The organism is Virgisporangium aurantiacum (assembly GCF_016863635.1).
Classification (GTDB): Bacteria; Actinomycetota; Actinomycetes; order Mycobacteriales; family Micromonosporaceae; genus Virgisporangium; species Virgisporangium aurantiacum.
Window position 1 is genome coordinate 1 of sequence record NZ_BOPG01000053.1, and the last position, 17,399, is coordinate 17,399.

Sequence of the window (17,399 nt, forward strand, 5' to 3'; positions counted from 1 at the left end):
CCAGGTCGCCGCCCGTGTCCAGGCGACCGACGCGGGCGCGAAGGTCCACTGTGGACTCCGCACCGAGCAGGACGAATTCGGTCGGTGCGGCCGGCATCCGGCGAACGACGCCACCCGGGTACTCCTCGATCGTGCAGTGGAAGTTCGTCCCGCCGAACCCGAAGCTGGACACCGACGCGCGCCGGGGATGCGTGCCGGCCGCGCGTACCCACGGCCGGGCCGCGGTGTTGAGGTAGAACGGGCTGCGCGCAACGTCGAGGTCGGGATGGGGCCGGTCGACCTTGATGGTCGGCGGCAGCACCTTGTGGTGCACCGCGAGCACCGCCTTCAGCAACCCGGCCGCGCCGGCCGCGGACTTGGTATGGCCGATCTGGGACTTGACCGAGCCGAGCGCGCACCACTGCCGGTCGGCCCGGCCCGACGCGTCGAAGACCGCACGCAGCGCGGCGAACTCGGCGGTGTCGCCGGCGCCGGTTCCGGTGCCGTGCGCCTCGACCAGCTCCACCGTCTCCGGACCGTACCCGGCCGCCGCGTAGGCCCGCCGCAGCGCCAGGGCCTGGCCGTCGGGCACGGGCGCGTAGATGGCGGCGCCACGGCCGTCCGACGATGCGCCGACGCCGCGGATGACGGCGTACACGCGGTCGCCGTCGCGCTCGGCGTCGGTGAGCCGTTTGAGCGCGAACAGCACCAGGCCCTCGCCCAGCATCGTGCCGTCGGCGTCGGCGGCGAACGGCCGGCAGTCGCCGGTCGGCGACAGCGCCGGCGTCCGGGTGAAGCACGTGTACATGGTGACGTCGTTCATGGTGTCGACGCCGCCGGTGACCACGAGGTCGGACTGGCCGAGGCGCAGCTCCGCGATGCCGTTGTACACGGCGGCCAGCGAGCTCGCGCACGCCGCGTCGGTCGTGTGGTTCACCCCGCGCAGGTCGAACCTGTTCGCGATCCGGCCGGCCACCACGTTCGTGAGCAGTCCGGGGAACGTCTCCTCCTGCCACGGCACGTAGTGCGCGGCGATCTGGTCGCAGATCGACCGCGCCGCGTCGTCGGGCACGCCGTGCTCGCGCAGCGCGCGCAGCCACACCGGCCGCTGGAGCCGGGCCGACGCCTCCACCATCCGCTCGAGCGACGACGCGCCGACCATGACGCTCACCCGCTCGGGGTCGACCGGTCGGCCCGTGCAGTCGGCGAGCACCCGCTCGGCCACCACGAGCGCGAGCAGCTGGGTGGTGTCGATCGCCGACAGGTTGTTCGGCGGGATGCCGTACCGGAGCGGGTCGAACTCGACGTCGGGCAGGAACGCGCCGCGCCGCCCGTAGGTCTTGTCGACGGCGCGCGGATCGGCGTCGTAGTGGTCCTCGACGAGCCAACGGCTCGCCGGCACGTCCGTCATCAGGTCACGCCCACCGACCACGGCCCGCCAGAACTCAGCGACGGTCGGCGATCCGGGCAGCAGCGCCGCGACACCGACGATGGCCACGGGCTCCTGCATGTTGTCCTCCCGAAATCCTCAGACGAGCCGACGTGGAGCGAACGCGAACGCCTCCGGCGGTACCGGGACGCCGAACGTGCGCGCCTGGTGTGCGCGGGTGACCACGGCCGCGCCCTCCAGCAGGTTCAGCGCGATCTGGGTCACCGTGCGTTCACCCGGCTCGGCCAGGAAGCTGCCGCGCGTCCAGCGGTTGAACGCCCCGACCGCCGGCCCGGCCCAGAGCTGGTAGTCGGTGCGCCGCCCGGTGTCCCCGTCGATCGCCCACCGGCTCGACTTGCCCAGGTACCACCGGAAGAGCAGCGCCATCCGGTGCCGGGGGTCCCGCTCGGCCCGGACGAGCTGTCCCGGGTCGCGCTGCTGCCAGAACGCGCGGGTCTCGGTCCAGATCTCCTCGACGGTCGCGTGCAGGACGTCGCGCTCCAGCGCGGCCAGCGCGGCGGCGGGAACCGCCTCGAGCGACGCGTGGTCGCGGTACACCTCGTACAGCCGGCCCGCCCGCATCGCGTACATGGTTCCGCGCCGCAGGACCTGCACCCGGACGCCCATCTCGAACATGTCCGCGGCCGGCGCCATGGCCACGTCGGCGAGGTCGGCCTGCGCCAGCAACGCCCGGGCGTCGTCGGACACGCCGGACTCGACGGCCAGCTGGTTGACCGAACCGGTCAGCACGTACGCCGCGCCGAGCGCGAACGCACCGGCGACCGCGAGCGGCGTGCCGAGCCCGCCGGCCGCACCGACCCGGACCGGTTGCTGGTATCCGTACCGGTCGCTGAGTTCGTCGCGCAGCGCGAGAACCGCCGGCAGGACGGCCGACAGTGGCCGGTTGTCGGTGTGCCCGCCGCTGTCGGCCTCCACGGTGACATCGGTGGCCACGGGGACCCGGGCGGCGAGCCATGCCTCGTCGGCGGTCAGCTGGCCCCGCCCCACCAGCGCGTCCAGGATGCGCTGCGGCACCGGCGACAGGAACGCCGCCGCGGTCTCCGGCCTGGACACCTTGGCGAACAGCCACACCGGGCGCACGATCGTGCCGTCCCGGTCCACCCGCAGCCCGGTGACCGCGCACCGCGCGACGGCCGGCGTGATGTCGGTGTACGCGGACGCCGAGATCCGCTGGACGCCGTGACGCAGCAGCAGGTCGGCGACTCGCTCCTCCAGCTCTGGCTCGGCCGGCGAGTGGATGAGGTTCACGCCCCAGTTCGACCCGCGGCCCAGCGTCGTCGTCAGCTCGTGGACGGCGCGTTCGACCCGGTCGACACCGAGCCCGGCGGCGCCGAAGAAACCGAGCAGCTCGGCGCGGGCCAGCGCGACGACCATCCGGGTCGTGGCGATGCCGTTGGCCATCTCCCCTGCCACGTAAGGGAAGCGGACGCCGTGCGCGGCGGCGAACGCCCGGTCGCCGAGCCACTCCGGGTACAGCGCGGGCAGTATGCCGGTGAGCCGCCACTCGCCGCCCGACGCGATGGGCTCGCCGCCCGGCGCGATCCCGATGCCACTGTCCGGGCCGGTCACCAGGTGCAGCGGCTCGCGGATGCGGCGCAGGTACGCCCCGATCCGCACCGGATCGAACGCGGGCGCTTCGGTGCCGGCCCGCCACCCGGGTGCCTGAACCGTTTCCTGGGTCACGGCCTTCTGGGTCACGGCCGCTTTTCGCTCTGCACTCGGGCCAGCACGCATCGAAGGATATCCGCCCGTCGACGGCTGCCCTTTGTCCGCTAACCGACGAACCGCCGGCGCTACCAGACCACCTCGGCCATCGAACAGTTCAGACCGGAGCCGATGCCCATCAGTGCCACCCGGCTGCCCCTGCGCAGCCGGCCCGTTTCGGCCAGTTTCGACAGCACCATCGGCACCGAGGCGGGGCCGATGTTGCCGTACTCCGGGTACACCGCGAGCACCCTGGTCGGATCGATGCCGAGGACGTCGACCAGGCCCTCGGTGTGTACCTTGCTGACCTGGTGCACCGCGAACTCGTCGAGTTCGGGCCCGGCCCAGCCGAACGCGTCACGGGCGACCTGGAAGGTCCGCGCGGCGAGCGTCAGTCCCTCGTCGAGCAGCGTCGCGCTGTCGGTGACCATCCGGTCCATGCTGCCGCGGCACAGGTGCGAGAACGCCGTGGCGGCAAGGGACACGCCGCCGCGGAACCGGTGCCCGTCACGCAGCAGGGTGCGGTGCCCGAGCACCATGGCCGCCGCGCCCGAGCCCAGCGTCAACGACGCAAGCTCGCGGCTGAACTGGTCCGCGGTCGCGCCGGGCGAGTTCAGGCGCTCGATCGTGCCGTCGATGATCCCGTTGCTCGTCTCGCCGTCGACGACCAGGGCGTACTCGACGTCGCCGTGCTCGATCATGCGGGCGGCGATGTCCATGCCGGTGAGGAACGCCAGGCACGCGTTGCTGACGTCGAAGTTCTCGCACGTACCGGCCAACCCGAGCGCGCCGTGCACCACCGACGCGGTCGACGGCTCCAGGAAGTCGCGGCACACCGAGGTGTTGATGAGGACGCCGATCCGCTCGGACGGCACACCGGAGCCCGCCAACGCCTTGCGGGCGGCAATGGTCGCGGCCTCGGACACCTGGGTGGACCCGTCCCAGACGCGCCGCGCGCGGATGCCGGCCACGTCCGTCAACACCACGTCGGGGCGGATGCCCAGGCGTTCCCGCGCGGGTCGCAGCCGCCGCGCGATCTCGGCCGAGGTGAGGCGTACCGGTGCGTCGACGTGCGCAACGGCGCCGATCGACACGTGACGGTACAACATCGGGGGCACCCTCCGGACCGGAAGCTACCGCAGCCGGCCGCTCTTCGGGTCGATGGTGAACAGCGCGCCGGTTCCGCGGTGGGAAGTCCATTCTTCGTACCTCGCGACCCGGTGGCCACGGCGCAGCCTGATCGCATGTGGGAACTCGGAAACTACGCCCGGATCGCCGACCTCATCACCGACCTGGGCCGCGATCTCGTGAACGCCGCTGGCGTGCGGCCCGGCCAGCGGGTCCTCGACGTGGCCACGGGCACCGGCAACGCGGCCGTCCCGGCGGCGCGGGCGTCGGCGCGCGTCACCGCTCTCGACCTGTGCCCGGAGCTGCTGGACGCCGGTCGGCGCGCCGCGGGCGACCTGCCCATCGAGTGGGTGGAGGGTGACGCGACGAAGCTCCCGTACGCCGACGGCGAGTTCGACGTCGTGCTCTCCGCCGTCGGCGCGATGTTCGCCGCCGACCAGTCGGCGACCGCCGCGGAACTCGTGCGGGTGTGCCGGCCGGGCGGGCTGGTGGCGTTGGCCAACTGGACGCCGGACGGCGGCGTGGGCCGGTTCTTCGACCTGCTCGGCCGCTACCAGGCCGAGCGACCGGTCGGTCCGCCGCCGACCCGGTGGGGCGATCCCGAGCAGGTCCGCGCGCTCTTCGACGGTCGACCGGTCGAGACCGAACACCGGACGCTCGAGTACGGCTTCACCGGCACGCCGGCCGAGTTGGCCGCGCTGTACCGTTCGTCGTTCCCGCCGGTGATCGCGACGCGGGCCGCCCTCGACGGCGACGGTGCGCGGGCCGCCTTCGACCGCGACCTGGTTGACCTGCTCGCCGCCGAGAACGAGGGACCGCCCGGCGGGCCGGGGCGGTGGCGGTTCGCCTGGCTGCTGGTCCGGGTGCGGGTGTGATGACCGTGCGGCGGTCAGGGAACCACGCGGGCGGGCTCGCGTACGAGGAGCGGGGTGCCGGCGAACCGGTCGTGCTGATCCACGGAGGCGTGTGCGCCGACTGGTTCGCCACCCTGATGGACGAGCCGGCGCTCGCCGGCGCCTACCGGCTCATCCGCTATCACCGGGCCGGCTACGGCGACAGTGACCGCGTCGACGGGCCGGTCACCGTCGCGCACATGGCCGACCACTGCGCCGTCCTGCTGCGGTGCCTCGGGATCGAACGGGCACACCTCGTCGGGCACTCGTCCGGCGCCGCGATCGCTCTGCAGCTGGCCATCGACCGGCCCGACCTGGTGCGCAGCCTCGCCCTGCTGGAGACCGCACTGCTCACCGTGCCGAGCGGACCTTTTGCCGCGGAAGCGATGCTGGCCTACCGCGACGGCGACCCGGCGGCAGCGATCGACCGGTGGATGCGCGGGGTCTGCGGCGCGGGCTACCGCGACCTGTTCGACACGGCGTTGCCCGGCGCGCTCGCGCATGCCGTGCCCGACGCGGACACGTTCTTCGGGCAGGAGCTGCCGGCGGTACGAAAATGGTCGTTCGGCCCTGCCGAGGCCCGAGCCGTCACCTGTCCCGTGCTGCTCGTCGTCGGCGAGCTGAGCAGGGACGTCAGCCCGACCTTCGACGAGCGACACGCCCTGCTGCGCGCCCTGCTCCCCCACGCGGAGTCCTTCGAACTGCCCGGCGCGAACCACCTCATGCACGTCCAGAATCCCGCCGGGCTCGCCGCGCGTCTCGCCACCTTTCTCGCGGCTGGTTCGGCGCCCTGGTAGAAGCTAGAGTCTTACTCTAGAGTTTCAGTACAAGGATGTGGACGGTCAGGGCAGCGAGACCGACGCGGAACCGCGGCAGGCGTGGAAGGACCGACGATGTTCCCGGGTGGCGGCAGCAGGCCGACGACGTGATCGCCGAACTGACGACGTTCCTCGATCGGAGGCCCGCGTGACGGCACAGCAACGGTGGCTGAGCGCCCAGTGGCGGTTCGTGCGGTCACATCTGCCGACCGCACCGAGCCGGGTCCTCGAGATCGGCTGCGGCCCCGACGGTGGGTTCGTACCAGCCCTCGAGCAGCACGGCTACACCGCGACCGGCATCGACCCCGTTGCCCCGGCCGGCCCCGGGTACCGGCAGACCACGTTCGAGGACCACGACGACGCCACCGGGCCGGTCGACGCCGTCGTGGCCTGTACCTCGCTGCACCACGTCGGCGACCTCGACCGGGTCCTCGACCGGGTCGCGACGACCCTCGTCCCCGGCGGCGTCGTCATCGTCGTGGAATGGGCGTGCGAGACGTTCGACGAGGCGACCGCCCGGTGGTGCTTCGCCCGTCTCCCGGCCACCGGCGAACCGGGATGGTTGCACGACCATCGCGACCGCTGGCAGGCGTCGGGCTGTTCCTGGCCGACCTACTTCGACGCCTGGACGCGCGACGAACACCTGCACCGGGGCGACGCCATCCGCGACGCACTGCAGGCCCGTTTCACCACCCGGTACTCCGCCCGCACACCGTATTTCTTCCCCGACCTGTACCCGACCACCGAAGCCGACGAGTGGGCGGCCGCCGACGGGGGCGAGATCCGGCCGACCGGCATCCGGTACGTCGGAACCGCACCGAGCCGGGCCGAGCCGCAGTAGTCGGTTCCGTCCCGGGCTGAGCGCGACCGACGACGTGTCGGCCCGGAAGTCGGCGTGGTTCACATCTTGCGCCGACGACCGCCCCGGCTTTCATTTTGTCGCGAATCGCCAGGTCTTGAAGCCTTCGGACGTCGGGCACACGAGGACCGTGGTGCTCCAGGAGCAGGAACCGGCGACCGCCGGTATCCGGCCGAGGGGCATCCGGGCGCCGTCCTTCGCCGACACCGCCGCGACCTCGACGTCGGCGCCTGCTCCGGTCACGTCGGGCTGGGACAGGAGCAGCAGGGTTGCGGTCCTCACCCACCCCGCGGTGGAGCGTGGGACGCTGAGCAGTAGTTTGCCGTCGCGGTCGTACAGCTGGCCGTTGTTGGTGAGGATCCGGTCGCCGAGCGCGGATGCGTAGAGGATGTTGGACGCCTGACGGCGCCACAGGAGCCGGCCCGTGGCCACGTCGATCACCGCGATGTCGGCCCGGATCGTTCCCGGATCGGCTCCGGGCGACCCGTGGCTGATCACGCAGAGCCGTCGCGGGCCGCACGGCGTCGCGTCCACGATCCGACGGTCGTCGGACGCGACCGTGTAGAGGGCGCGGGTCCGACCCGGTCGGTCGAGGTCGAACCCGCTGATCCGCGTCGGCCGGGTATCGGAGGAGATGCCGTACAGCATTCCGTCGTAGGCCCGGTAGTAGGACCTGCTGTCCCCGACCGCCGGTTCTCCGACCTCGCGGTGCGTCGCGATGAGGTCACCGGTCCGTGCGTCGAGGACCTCCAGCGTGCCGGCCGGATCGATCACCAGCAGCCGATGATCGCGGGGGGCGGTCGCGAGGCCAAAGGGGCCGCGCCCAGCGGGCACCGCCCCGGTCGAGTGGTTGCCGAGCATCCGGGTGCCGTCGCCCGGTTCGATGGGCCTACGCCACCGCTCGGCGCCGGTCTGCCAGTCAAGGCCGCGGATCAGCCGGTCCGCCGAGGACAGGACGACCAGGGCGGAATCGAAGTACTCGAACTGGAGATCATCGACGCCGACCTGCCACCGGAGCGTGCCGCTGGCCGGGTCGACCACCATCGCGACGTGGTCCGGGGTGGTGCCGTCGTCGTGCTCGCCGATCACGATCACGCCCTGCGGCAACGCGATCATTCCCATCCAGTCGCCCCAGCGGCCGAGGTCGCGGGTCGGCCACGCCGGCCCGCCGGTGGCGAGGTCGATGGCGCCGACCAGCAGGTGACCGTCGGGTGTACGACCGGCCCCGAACGCCCGTTGGCCCACGACCGATGCCATTCCGTAGGAACCCGCTTCGCTGGCCGGGTCGAGCGGCATCGGAATGCCCGCCCCGACCGGCTCGACCGATATGAACCGGTCCTGCAGGGCGGGCAGACCCGAGCGGTCCATCATCCAGCCGACCCCGGTTGCGGTGCCGAGAAGGATCACGGTCGCCGCGGCCGCCGCGAGGTGCCGTCCGCGGCTGCGTTGCCGGCCGCGGCTGCGCACCGCGCCGGGATCGGACAGGGGCAGATCGTCGGCGTGGGTGCCGAGCGCCGCGTAGAGCCGGTCGAGATCAACAGGCATCGGGGCCTCCCGCGGTGGCGTCGGTGAACGTTTCGCCCAGCGCCGCGGCCAGCCCGACGCGACCCCGCGACAGCCACGACTTGACCGTGCCGGGGCTGGCACCGGTCTCGTGGGCGATGTCGTTGACCGAGCGGTCCAGGAGGTAGTGCAGCGCCAGCGCGCGGCGTTGCGGCAGTGGCAGGGTACGGAGAGCGGCGACGAGGACGACCACGTCGTCCGAGGGCGGCTCGACCGGTCGCGGTGGCCGGAGCGCTGACGCGGCGGTGCGGCGCACGCCCAGTCGCCGCCACCGGTCGGTAGCCAGGCGGGTGACAACCAGCCGCAGCCACCCCTCGGCGTCGTCGTAGCGGCTCAGCCGTCGCCATCGCTGCCAGGCCCGGGCGTACGCCTCCTGCACGAGGTCCTGGGCGTCCGCGACGTCACCGGTCAGACCGAGCGCGTAGCGCAGCAGGCGGCGGGCGGAACCCAGGTAGAACGCATCGAAGTCGTCCGTGCCCGCCATCCACTCCATCCGATCTGTCGCGGTCATCACATAGGGACACGGGACAGCACGGCAAATGGTTGCAGGAGCACCCGGCCGGCACGCACCGACTCAGATGAGGTCGTCGGAGTGGCCGGCTTCGATGCGGGACCACTGGTCCGGATGTCGAGTCGGCGCCGTCCCCGTTCGTCATCGGTGGGAGGAGGTAGTTCATGTTCGAGGAAGTCTTTCCGATCCTGTCGACGCCCGACCTGGCCCGCTCGCTCCGGTTCTACCGGGACCTGCTCGGTGGCACGGTCTCGTACCGGTTTCCGCCGGACGGCGATCCGGTGTACGTCGGGCTGCAGTTCGGCGGCTCGCAGTTGGGCGTCGGCAGGCAGGACGAGCCGGGTGTGCTCACCAACGATCGGATCACGCTGTGGGTGTACGCGACCGACTGCGACGCGGCCCTGGCCCGGTTGCGCGCCGGCGGGGTGCGGGTCGTGCAGGAGCCGACGGACCAACAGTGGGGCGAACGGATGGCGATCGTGGAGGACCCGGACGGCAACCGGGTGATCGTCGCCACCCGGTCCCCGGAGGAGCGCGCGTGACTCAGGGCGGGTCAAGCGGGCGCCACGCTGCTGGGCGCCCGCTTGACCGGGTCAGCCGTTGTTGTCGATCAGGCTGGCGATCTCGTTCGCGTTGCTCACCGCGCAGGTTGGGCCGTTCTGCGTGTTCTCGAATGATGTTGGCGAAGTTGTTCACCGAGTACAGGGTGTAGTCCAGTTGGTTCGAGCCGCCGCTGCTCACAGCCCGCCGCCGCTGATCAGCAGCCGCGCCACGGCCCGGCCGCGGGCGTACTCGGTGGGGTGGCTGTTCTGGTAGCAGACCACGTCGCGGCGGGCGTCGGTGCTGCAGACGGACATGATGGAGAAGTCGTACCGGGTGATCTCCGCTCGGTCGTAGCCCCGCCAGAAGCGGTCGACGGTGACGGCGTTCGCCCGCTTGCCGTGTACGGTCACCACCGCCGTGTCGCCCTCCGCCGAGAACTGACGTCGGTGTGGTCGCGGCGGCGGTCAGGTGGCCGTGCCGCGGGCGATGTAGAGGTTCATCTCGGTGAAGTCGAGGGTGACGGTGTAGGGCTTGAAGAAGGTGTGGGGGAAGTGGCCCAACTCGTCGAACCCGAGGGGGTTGACGGTCGACCGACGCTTGTTCGCGTAGGAGTAGGCGTCCTTGGCGACGGCCACGCCGAGGCGGATCGCCCTGGGGTAACAGGGGTAGACGTCGGCCGGGTGGCTGTGGGCGAAGGTCTGGATCGGACGGTCGTAGTCGATGCGGATCCGCAACTGCTTGGCCGTTTCTTCGGCCATGCCCGCGGCGATCTCGCCCGTTCCGCCGAAGTTCACGCCCACGACCCGTGGGCCGGAGCCGTCGATGCTGCCCCTGCTGTGGATGCTTGCGCCCTCGCGGCCCAGCCACAGCGGCAGGGGCTTGACGCCCGCCCGGTTGGCGTCGGCGCGTGCGTTCGCGGTGGTTTCGGGGGTCTTGCGCCGCAGGATCAACCATCGGCCCGCGTAGTCGAACGTGGTCAGGAAGTGGTGGAAGACCCACGTGCCGATCATGCCGTCGTGGTCATGTTCATCGAGCGAGACGGTGTCCGACTCCGACCACTCCACGGGGATGTTGCGCAGTTCGATGCCGCCCAGCGTGAACGAGTCCAGCACCCCGAAGTGCATCCACATCCTGCCGTCCAGGAAATCGATCTCCTGGCTGTAGACCGGGGTCAGTCCGGCGTCCTTGGCTACCGTCGAGGACAAGCTCAGGTACGGGGAACCGGTGTAGAACATGAAGCGCTTCGTGGGCCCGCCGTTGACCGAGGCCTCCACCAGCGGAGACGGGTCCAGCCGGAGCCATTTCAGCCGCGCGATGTCGCCGTGGATCTGATACGCCTCGCCGTGGACCGCCGCGAACCAGGTGGCGTAGGCGTCTTCGCCGGCTGCTCGCCAGCACGGTACGGACTGGGCGAGTTTGTCTTGCCGGGTGTAGCAGTCGCCCAGGAACTGGTTGGTTTGCATGTCGTCGGGCGCCAGGTCGAGGGCCATCGTGAGATACTTCTCGGCCTCGGGGAACGTGTTGGCCAGCAGCGCCACGAGGCCGCGCCGGCGGGCCGCGTGCAGGTTCGCGGGGTCTCGCTTCAGGATCTCCTCGTAGGCGCGGCCGGCCTCCTCGAACTTCCCGGCCTGGTACAGCCCGTCCGCGTCACCCGTATCGGCGAGCGCGGTGGCCGCCCCGCCCAGCAGCGGCGCCGCCACCGCGGCCCCGGTCAGCACGGCGACGCCCCGCAACAGCGAGCGCCGGTCCCATTCACCGTCATGAGTCATTCCTCCACTGAAGACGGAGGACTGTTGCGATGACGTATGCGATTTTCGATACGCCCGCGATACACGAGTCCCCGGCACTCAATCTCTGACGCGGTGGCGGGCGGCGTCGAACCAGTTCAGCGTCCGGCGCCATACCTCCGTCGCGGCGTGGGGGTTGAAACGGGCGCCGGTGTCGTTGAAGAAGGCATGGTCGGCCTCGGTGAACGTGAGGAGTTCGTGCTTCAGGCCGGCCGCCTCGAGGGCCGCCTTGGCGGCGGCCCGGGTTGCGTTGACACGGGCGTCGAGTCCGCCGTAGACCCCGAGCACCGCCGCGCGGGAGCCCGCGAAGTTGCCGCCCTCCGGGAATGGTCCGTAGAAGGGAGCGGCCGCGGCGAGACGCGGTTCGTTGGACGTGAGCAGGCGCCACACCATGGCGCCACCGAAGCAGAACCCGATCGCGGCCAGCTTCTTGCCGCGGACGCGACGCTGCAGTTCGGTCACGCTGGCTTTCATGCCGGCGACGAAGCGTTCCGGTGGGATCTGCGCAAGCGCGGCCGCCACTTCGGCCTCGCCCGGGAACGCCCCGGTGCCGCCCTCCTCCGAGAGGAGGTCCAGAGCCAACGCGGAGTACCCGCTGGCGGCCAACCGACCGGCGACCGTGCGGATGTGCTCGGTCAACCCGCGGTTCTCGTGGATGACGAGCACACCACCGCGCGGCTTGGCCGCGGCCGCCCAGGCGGCCATCAGCGGCACACGGGGACCGGTGAACGTGATCGACTCCCGGGCGACGGGCGCCCAGGTCGTCTCCGACGCGGAGCGCCCGTTGTCCTGATCGGCCTCGTTGCCCGGATCGGCCGCAGCCGCTTCGCCGGTGGCGAACGAGGCCAGAAGGCCGGTCGCCGCCGCACCGGTCACACCCAGCAGGCCCAAGCGGCGGATGGCCTCTCTTCGCGTGATGATGCCGTCACCGAGGTCTTCCGCGACTTCCTCGGCGAGGTATCGCTGAAGCTCTGTCATGGATCCTCCTGGGGACTCGAAGCAGCGCCTATGTGCTCGTCACCTGAAGCATAGACCGGCTTCGAATTCCTCCCCGCCGCGATGTCGGTCAGGATTGCAGGCCGTCGCATTGTGGCGCGAGCCGCCCGGTCGTGAGGTACGACAGCAGGTCGTCGGCGCAGTCGGCCGCCTGGTAGACCGAGCCGTGGACGTCGTCGTCGACGGTGAGCAGGGTGCCGCCGGCGACGGCGTGCGCCTGCAGTGCCCACTCGTACGGGGTGACGAGCTCGTGGCGGTGCCCGGCCAGTGCCACCGGGGCGCCCGTGCGCCGGGCGGAGAAGCTGTGTCCGGGCACCGACCAGCCGGCGCACCGGAGGTTCATCTGCAGCCCCCGGCCGGCGACCGGATTGTCCGCGATCCGCCGCTGGAACGTCGCCCACACGGCCGTGAAATCCGGACGGGCGGGATCGTCACCGCAGACCGTCGCCTGCTCCATCGTCTTGTTGTAGAGCTCCGGCATGTCGGCCGGAACGTCGGGCCGCGGATCGCCGCCGAGCAGAAGCTTCCTGACCGCGGGTGGCGCGGTGGGACCGGTCGCGTCCCGCAGTTGCGCGAGCACCTCGGCGAACATCGGCCAGTTGACGGCGAGTTGGCTACCGGCCTGGGCGATCAGGCCCGCGTCGAGCGGCATCGGCAGATCGGTGAACGTCCGGGGATTCGCGTCGTAGTCCCGCTGCATGTCGATGACGGCCGCCCGCACCTCGTCGGTGGTCCGGCCGAAACCGTAGACGTCGTTCCGCTCGGCCATCCACGCCGCCAACCGCAGGAACTGCCGCTCCTGCGCGGCGGCCTGCCCGTCGTCCAGCGCGTCGTTGACGAACCACGTCGGCAGCACGCTGTCGAGGAACATCCGGCCCACGGCGGCCGGGAACAGCGTCCGGTAGACCAGGCCGAGCCGGGTCCCCCACGAGACACCGACATAGCTCAGCCGCCGCTCTCCCAGCGCCGCCCGGACCCGGTCGAGGTCGCGGGCGACGTTCGGGGTGTTCACCTGGGCCAGGAACGCGGGATCGGTCCGCACGCAGGCCGCGTTCGCGTCTGCCGCCGCGTCGTACAGCCGCCGGGCCGTCTCCTCGGTCAGCGGCCCCGGCGGGGTGACGACCGGCGGCGGCATCGCACAGGTCACCTTCGTGCTGTTGCCGACGCCGCGCGGATCGAAGCCGATCAGGTCGTACCGTTCGTTGAGCCGCGCGGTCGACGCGTTGGCGACGGCCACCCGCACCGGCGTCAGGTACCCGCTGCCGCCCGGGCCACCCGGGTTGAAGGCGAGGCTGCCGAGCCGGTGCGCCTGATCGGTCGCCCGGATCCGCGTGACGGCAACGGTGATCTGCCGGCCACCGGGGTCGCGGTAGTCCATCGGCACGCTCACCGTGCCGCACTCCATCCGCTGGACGAGGGCCCGGGTCTGCTCCAGCCGGCCGGGCACGACGGCGTCGAGAACCGCGTCGGAGTACGCCGGACACGCCACCCAGGTGACGGTCGGTGCCGTCGGCTCGATGGCCGACGCCGATCCCGGACCCACCACCGCCCAGGTCGTTCCGGTCGCGATCATCGCGAGGGACGCCGAAACACCGCGCCGTACCCGCGTTCTGCGTTGCATCACCATTGGTTCCCCGTCCTGTCGCCGGTCCCCCGTCAGCGCGGAGGACACCCTCCATCGCCGGGGACGGTATTCAGGAACGTGTATGCGCGACATAAACCGCCGGCCTGACGGTGGACCGTTCGGACCCGGCGAACTCCAGCAGCCGCATGCCTTCCTCTTCCACCGCCGCGCGTTGCGCCGGGGTCAGCGGTCGGAAGGCCTGGACGTCGAGACCGGCCGTCGACACCGTCCAGGTACCGTGCACGAACCCGTCGACGAGAACCGTCGACCTGCCTCCGATCACGATCCCGCGGCGGTAGTCCTCGTCCGAGATGATCCGGGTGCGGTCGTCGTGGGCGAGCAGGACGTTGTCGAACTCCGGCAGGAACCGCACCGGTGCCGGGGTGTCCGGGTCGGGCAGCGCCCCGTCCGGGACGTCGAACAGCTCCCGTCCTCGCCAGTCACGGAGCCGGCGCAGCTCCATCCCCTCGACCACCGGCCGGAGCCTCGTCAGGCCCGACCAGGTCTGGATGTCCCGCACCGAGGCGGGGCCGAACGCGGCCAGGTAGCGACGTACCAGCGACTCGCGATCCGACGCGGCACCGGGCGGTCCGAGCCACGACCCCGCGGTGGTCCACAGTGGACGCCCGGACCGGCCCCACACTCCGCGGGGCGGTACCTGAACGACGGGCAGCAGGTGGGTGACGGCGTAGCCGAGCGACTCCGCGTCCAGCGCGGGCCACCGGCCCGCGAGCAGCGATGCCAGTTCGGCCCGCGAGCGCGGGTTCCCGGTGACCAGCGTCGCCACCGCGGCGCGGAACTCGTCGAGATCGAGGCCGTCGAGCACCGACCGGAACGGTGACGAGGCGAACCGGCGGTGCAGCATCTCGCGGAACAGCGGCTCGAGGCGGCCGTGATCCGCGTCGGTCACGAGGTGGATGGTCGTCCGATGCAGCGGCGCCCGCACCGCCCGGCGGTCGGTGAGCAGCCCCGACAGCTCGGTGGGATCGAACGCGACCAACCGCGACCACAGCCCGTAGTAGGCGGACAGCGGTTCCTGCGCCTGCATCCCGACCAGATGCTCGACCGTGTCGTAGGCGGTCCGGGTCACCCGCTCCAGCAGGAACTGCCGGTGCAGGGTGGCCCGGTTCAGACCGCGGAGCGTGACTACCGGAAGCCGCGGAACCACGTGCGCACGTCCTGCGGGATGTCGATGCGGAACGGTCGAATCTCCGCCGTGCCGCCGGAAACCAACGCGGAGACCGTGACGGTATCTGTTGTCATGCCGTCGATTCTCGGGACGACCGGCGAGCGCGACCAGTGTCCTGAACACCAGCTGAGATGGGTACTGCAGCGCCGGCCCGTGCAAAACGCACATCGTCCGTGACCGTCAGCCGGTGTGTACCCGACCGCCAGAGCCGGCGCGGCTGTCGTAGGGCATGACGCAGTAGGTCTGCCGAATCATTCCGAGAGGACCTACCTGAATGACCGCCATCGACGTCGAGCCGCGCGTGCGCGCAGTGCTCGAGACGCTCACCGATGCCGACCTGTTCGCAGACCCGTTCCTGTTCGCCGACGCGACCGGCGCCCGCCGGGTCTCCCGAGCCGCGTTCCTCGCCAGCCTCCCCCGGCGCGCCCGGATGTTCGCCGATGCCGGCGTCGGCTCCGCCGAACTCACAACGGCGACGCAGCATCGCCTCGACGAGCAGTACCTGCTGGTCCACACCACGTGGTCGGCGCCGAGCCGCACCGGCGGAGACCCCGCGGTGCTCGCGTCGTCCTACCTGCTACGCCACACCGGCGAGGCGATCGAAGTCGTCGCGTACCTCAACCACAGGTCCCTGGCTTGACCGAGTGTCGGTACCCGCTGCCGCCGGTCGACCTCGAGCACTACGGCTCGATCCGAAAGACCGGGTGACGGGCGCCTTCGCGGCCGAATGCCGCCACGCCCTCGCGAGGGTGAGCGCCGAACGCTTCGCGAACGAACGGTATCAACCGGAACCGGCGGCGGTACGCGAGCAGGATCTCCGGCTTGCGGACGTCGTCGACCTCGACGAGGCGCACCGCGCGTGTGCGGCGCCCACGCCGGAGCGTGGCTTCGGCGTCGGCGCGGGCGTTGAGGACCCATGCCGTTTCCCCGAACGGCGCGACGAGCCACTCCCGACCGTCGTGGCGCAGGAGTGCGACGGGCGCGACGCGTTGGCGGCCGCTGCGCCGGCCGCGGGTCACGAGCAGCACCAGCGGTGGCATCGGTAAACCCCAGGTGAGCAGCCGAAGCGGGACCCGGGACATCCGGGCCAGCCGGGGCGGCAGTTCCGCGGTCAACGTGGTCTCCTCAGCGGGTCGGCAGCGGCGCGACCGATCGTCGGCCGGAGGCCTAGACGCGCGGAAACGGGGACGGGGCTTCGGCCGGGCGGAGCGGGCCGCTCAGCTGGAGGTTCGCTATCGCCCAACGATCGTGGTCGCGGACCGCCACCAGGGTGAGCCGGAACGATCCGCTCGCGTCGCGGCCCATCGCGATCGTGCGCTGCCGTTGGACGCCGTTCACGACCGCGACATCGCCGTAGATCCGGACCTGTGGTTCCAGCACCTCGAACTCGTCGTTCTGCAGGCGGTGCCGGTGCCGGTCGGCCCATTGCTGTTTCGTGAGCGTGAAACCGACCGGTCCGGCGCCGACGAAATCGTCGGTGAGCAGCCGGTCGTAGGCGTCCACGTCGCCGTGCAGCTCGGCCTGCGCCCATCGCTCGACGAGGTCGAGGACCTGCTCGCTCATCGCGTCTCCTCAAAGCTCTAACCGGGGGAAGATCCCCCACAACCGTGTCACGCCCGCAAAGCCGACGCAAGGGAAGTGGGGAATCTTTCCCCGGTTCTGGCTTATCCTGTGCCGGGACGGCAGAACGGAGGCAGGTCGATGGCGAGGTCCATGCGGGCCGACGCTCGGCGGAATCTCGACCAGATCCTGCTCGCGGCCCGCGACATGATCGCCGAGCACGGGCCCGACGTGCCCCTCGACGACATCGCGCGGCGGGCCGGCGTCGGCAGCGCCACGCTGTACCGTCGTTTCCCGGACCGGAGCGCACTCCACCGGGCGGTCGCCGCCGAAGCCCTGAGCAGGACCCTCGAGGCGGCCCGGCGCGCCGCCGACACCGAACCCGACGCGTTCGACGCGCTGGCCCGGTACCTGCGCGACGCCCTCGAACTTCGCGCCCCGGCCGTGCTGCCGATGCTGCTCGACGTCGTCGACCTCGAACACGATCCCGAGATCGGCCCGCTGCGCGACGCGTCACGGACCGCGGTCGAGCACCTGATCGAGCGGGTCCACACCGCCGGGGCACTCCCCCACGACGTCGTCTTCGCCGACATCTCGATGATGCTCGTCCGGATCGCCCGGCCCCTGCCGGGACCGCTGTCGGCCGAAGCCAAGCACGAACTGGCCCGCCATCACCTCGACCTGTTCCTGCGTGGACTCCGCGCGCTCGCGCCGTCGGGGAACGACCCGAAGCTCGTCAGATCAACGACACATGACTGTCACTCGCCGTCTCTGGCGGAGTAGCTGTCGCAAGCG

General features: G+C 71.4%; 18 protein-coding genes. 6 read left to right on the plus strand and 12 right to left on the minus strand.

What is annotated here, in order from left to right:
- The 3 genes from Vau01_RS39180 to Vau01_RS39190 form a co-directional block, all read right to left on the minus strand.
- Positions 1 to 1,489, minus strand: a 1,489-nt coding sequence (locus tag Vau01_RS39180; protein WP_275424002.1) for a beta-ketoacyl synthase N-terminal-like domain-containing protein, incomplete at its 3' end; no start/stop codon positions are given.
- A gap of 18 nt (positions 1,490 to 1,507) precedes the next feature.
- Positions 1,508 to 3,127, minus strand: a complete 1,620-nt coding sequence (locus Vau01_RS39185) for a PfaD family polyunsaturated fatty acid/polyketide biosynthesis protein (RefSeq protein ID WP_239152209.1) — start codon at positions 3,125 to 3,127, stop codon at positions 1,508 to 1,510.
- Between the two features lie 95 nt (positions 3,128 to 3,222).
- The gene (locus Vau01_RS39190) at positions 3,223 to 4,242 is read right to left on the minus strand and encodes a 3-oxoacyl-ACP synthase III (protein WP_204004500.1); all 1,020 of its coding nucleotides are present in this window, start codon (positions 4,240 to 4,242) and stop codon (positions 3,223 to 3,225) included.
- A 135-nt stretch (positions 4,243 to 4,377) separates the two neighbouring features.
- Between Vau01_RS39190 and Vau01_RS39195 the strand changes: the two genes are divergently transcribed.
- From Vau01_RS39195 to Vau01_RS39205, 3 genes are all read left to right on the plus strand, one after another.
- Positions 4,378 to 5,136 (plus strand): class I SAM-dependent methyltransferase, encoded by a 759-nt coding sequence (locus tag Vau01_RS39195; protein WP_204004502.1) that lies wholly within the window; start codon positions 4,378 to 4,380, stop codon positions 5,134 to 5,136.
- Positions 5,136 to 5,951 carry an alpha/beta fold hydrolase gene (locus tag Vau01_RS39200; protein WP_204004504.1) on the plus strand — a complete coding sequence of 272 codons (816 nt, stop codon included), beginning with the start codon at positions 5,136 to 5,138 and terminating at the stop codon, positions 5,949 to 5,951. Before Vau01_RS39195 ends, Vau01_RS39200 begins: the two co-directional genes overlap by 1 nt.
- Before the next feature lie 169 nt (positions 5,952 to 6,120).
- Positions 6,121 to 6,813, plus strand: coding sequence for a class I SAM-dependent methyltransferase (locus Vau01_RS39205; RefSeq protein WP_204004506.1), 693 nt, complete (start codon positions 6,121 to 6,123; stop codon positions 6,811 to 6,813).
- Positions 6,814 to 6,903: 90 nt separating this feature from the next.
- On the opposite strand, the gene Vau01_RS39210 is transcribed toward Vau01_RS39205, so the two are convergent.
- Together Vau01_RS39210 and Vau01_RS39215 are read right to left on the minus strand one after the other, a co-directional pair.
- Positions 6,904 to 8,376 carry an outer membrane protein assembly factor BamB family protein gene (locus Vau01_RS39210; protein WP_204004509.1) on the minus strand — a complete coding sequence of 491 codons (1,473 nt, stop codon included), beginning with the start codon at positions 8,374 to 8,376 and terminating at the stop codon, positions 6,904 to 6,906.
- Positions 8,366 to 8,878: a SigE family RNA polymerase sigma factor gene (locus tag Vau01_RS39215; RefSeq protein ID WP_204004512.1), complete on the minus strand. Its 513-nt coding sequence runs from the start codon at positions 8,876 to 8,878 to the stop codon at positions 8,366 to 8,368. Before Vau01_RS39215 ends, Vau01_RS39210 begins: the two co-directional genes overlap by 11 nt.
- A 191-nt stretch (positions 8,879 to 9,069) precedes the next feature.
- Here Vau01_RS39215 and Vau01_RS39220 point away from each other — a divergent pair, with 191 nt between their 5' ends.
- Positions 9,070 to 9,447, plus strand: coding sequence for a VOC family protein (locus Vau01_RS39220; RefSeq protein WP_204004514.1), 378 nt, complete (start codon positions 9,070 to 9,072; stop codon positions 9,445 to 9,447).
- A gap of 195 nt (positions 9,448 to 9,642) precedes the next feature.
- Here Vau01_RS39220 and Vau01_RS39225 read toward each other — a convergent pair whose 3' ends face one another.
- The 5 genes from Vau01_RS39225 to Vau01_RS39245 all read right to left on the minus strand — a co-directional run bounded on the left by Vau01_RS39225 (position 9,643) and on the right by Vau01_RS39245 (position 15,023).
- The gene (locus tag Vau01_RS39225; RefSeq protein WP_239152210.1) at positions 9,643 to 9,861 is read right to left on the minus strand and encodes a hypothetical protein; all 219 of its coding nucleotides are present in this window, start codon (positions 9,859 to 9,861) and stop codon (positions 9,643 to 9,645) included.
- A 51-nt stretch (positions 9,862 to 9,912) separates the two neighbouring features.
- Positions 9,913 to 11,217: an aspartyl protease family protein gene (locus tag Vau01_RS39230; protein WP_204004516.1), complete on the minus strand. Its 1,305-nt coding sequence runs from the start codon at positions 11,215 to 11,217 to the stop codon at positions 9,913 to 9,915.
- Positions 11,218 to 11,295: 78 nt separating this feature from the next.
- Positions 11,296 to 12,213 carry a dienelactone hydrolase family protein gene (locus Vau01_RS39235; RefSeq protein WP_204004518.1) on the minus strand — a complete coding sequence of 306 codons (918 nt, stop codon included), beginning with the start codon at positions 12,211 to 12,213 and terminating at the stop codon, positions 11,296 to 11,298.
- An 88-nt stretch (positions 12,214 to 12,301) separates the two neighbouring features.
- Complete coding sequence (locus Vau01_RS39240) at positions 12,302 to 13,852, minus strand: alpha/beta fold hydrolase (protein WP_204004520.1); 1,551 nt, start codon at positions 13,850 to 13,852, stop codon at positions 12,302 to 12,304.
- 73 nt (positions 13,853 to 13,925) lie between these two features.
- Entirely contained in the window at positions 13,926 to 15,023 is a 1,098-nt protein-coding gene (locus Vau01_RS39245; RefSeq protein ID WP_204004522.1) for a winged helix DNA-binding domain-containing protein, read from the minus strand.
- Between the two features lie 295 nt (positions 15,024 to 15,318).
- On the opposite strand from Vau01_RS39245, the gene Vau01_RS39250 reads away from it, so the two are divergent.
- Positions 15,319 to 15,684: a hypothetical protein gene (locus Vau01_RS39250; RefSeq protein ID WP_204004523.1), complete on the plus strand. Its 366-nt coding sequence runs from the start codon at positions 15,319 to 15,321 to the stop codon at positions 15,682 to 15,684.
- 40 nt (positions 15,685 to 15,724) lie between these two features.
- Here the strand turns inward: Vau01_RS39250 and Vau01_RS39255 are convergent, their stop codons facing one another.
- Together Vau01_RS39255 and Vau01_RS39260 are read right to left on the minus strand one after the other, a co-directional pair.
- Complete coding sequence (locus Vau01_RS39255; protein ID WP_204004532.1) at positions 15,725 to 16,159, minus strand: nitroreductase family deazaflavin-dependent oxidoreductase; 435 nt, start codon at positions 16,157 to 16,159, stop codon at positions 15,725 to 15,727.
- Between the two features lie 52 nt (positions 16,160 to 16,211).
- Positions 16,212 to 16,607 carry a nuclear transport factor 2 family protein gene (locus tag Vau01_RS39260; RefSeq protein ID WP_204004534.1) on the minus strand — a complete coding sequence of 132 codons (396 nt, stop codon included), beginning with the start codon at positions 16,605 to 16,607 and terminating at the stop codon, positions 16,212 to 16,214.
- A 138-nt stretch (positions 16,608 to 16,745) separates the two neighbouring features.
- On the opposite strand from Vau01_RS39260, the gene Vau01_RS39265 reads away from it, so the two are divergent.
- Positions 16,746 to 17,387, plus strand: coding sequence for a TetR/AcrR family transcriptional regulator (locus Vau01_RS39265; RefSeq protein ID WP_204004537.1), 642 nt, complete (start codon positions 16,746 to 16,748; stop codon positions 17,385 to 17,387).
- Positions 17,388 to 17,399 lie beyond the last annotated feature (12 nt).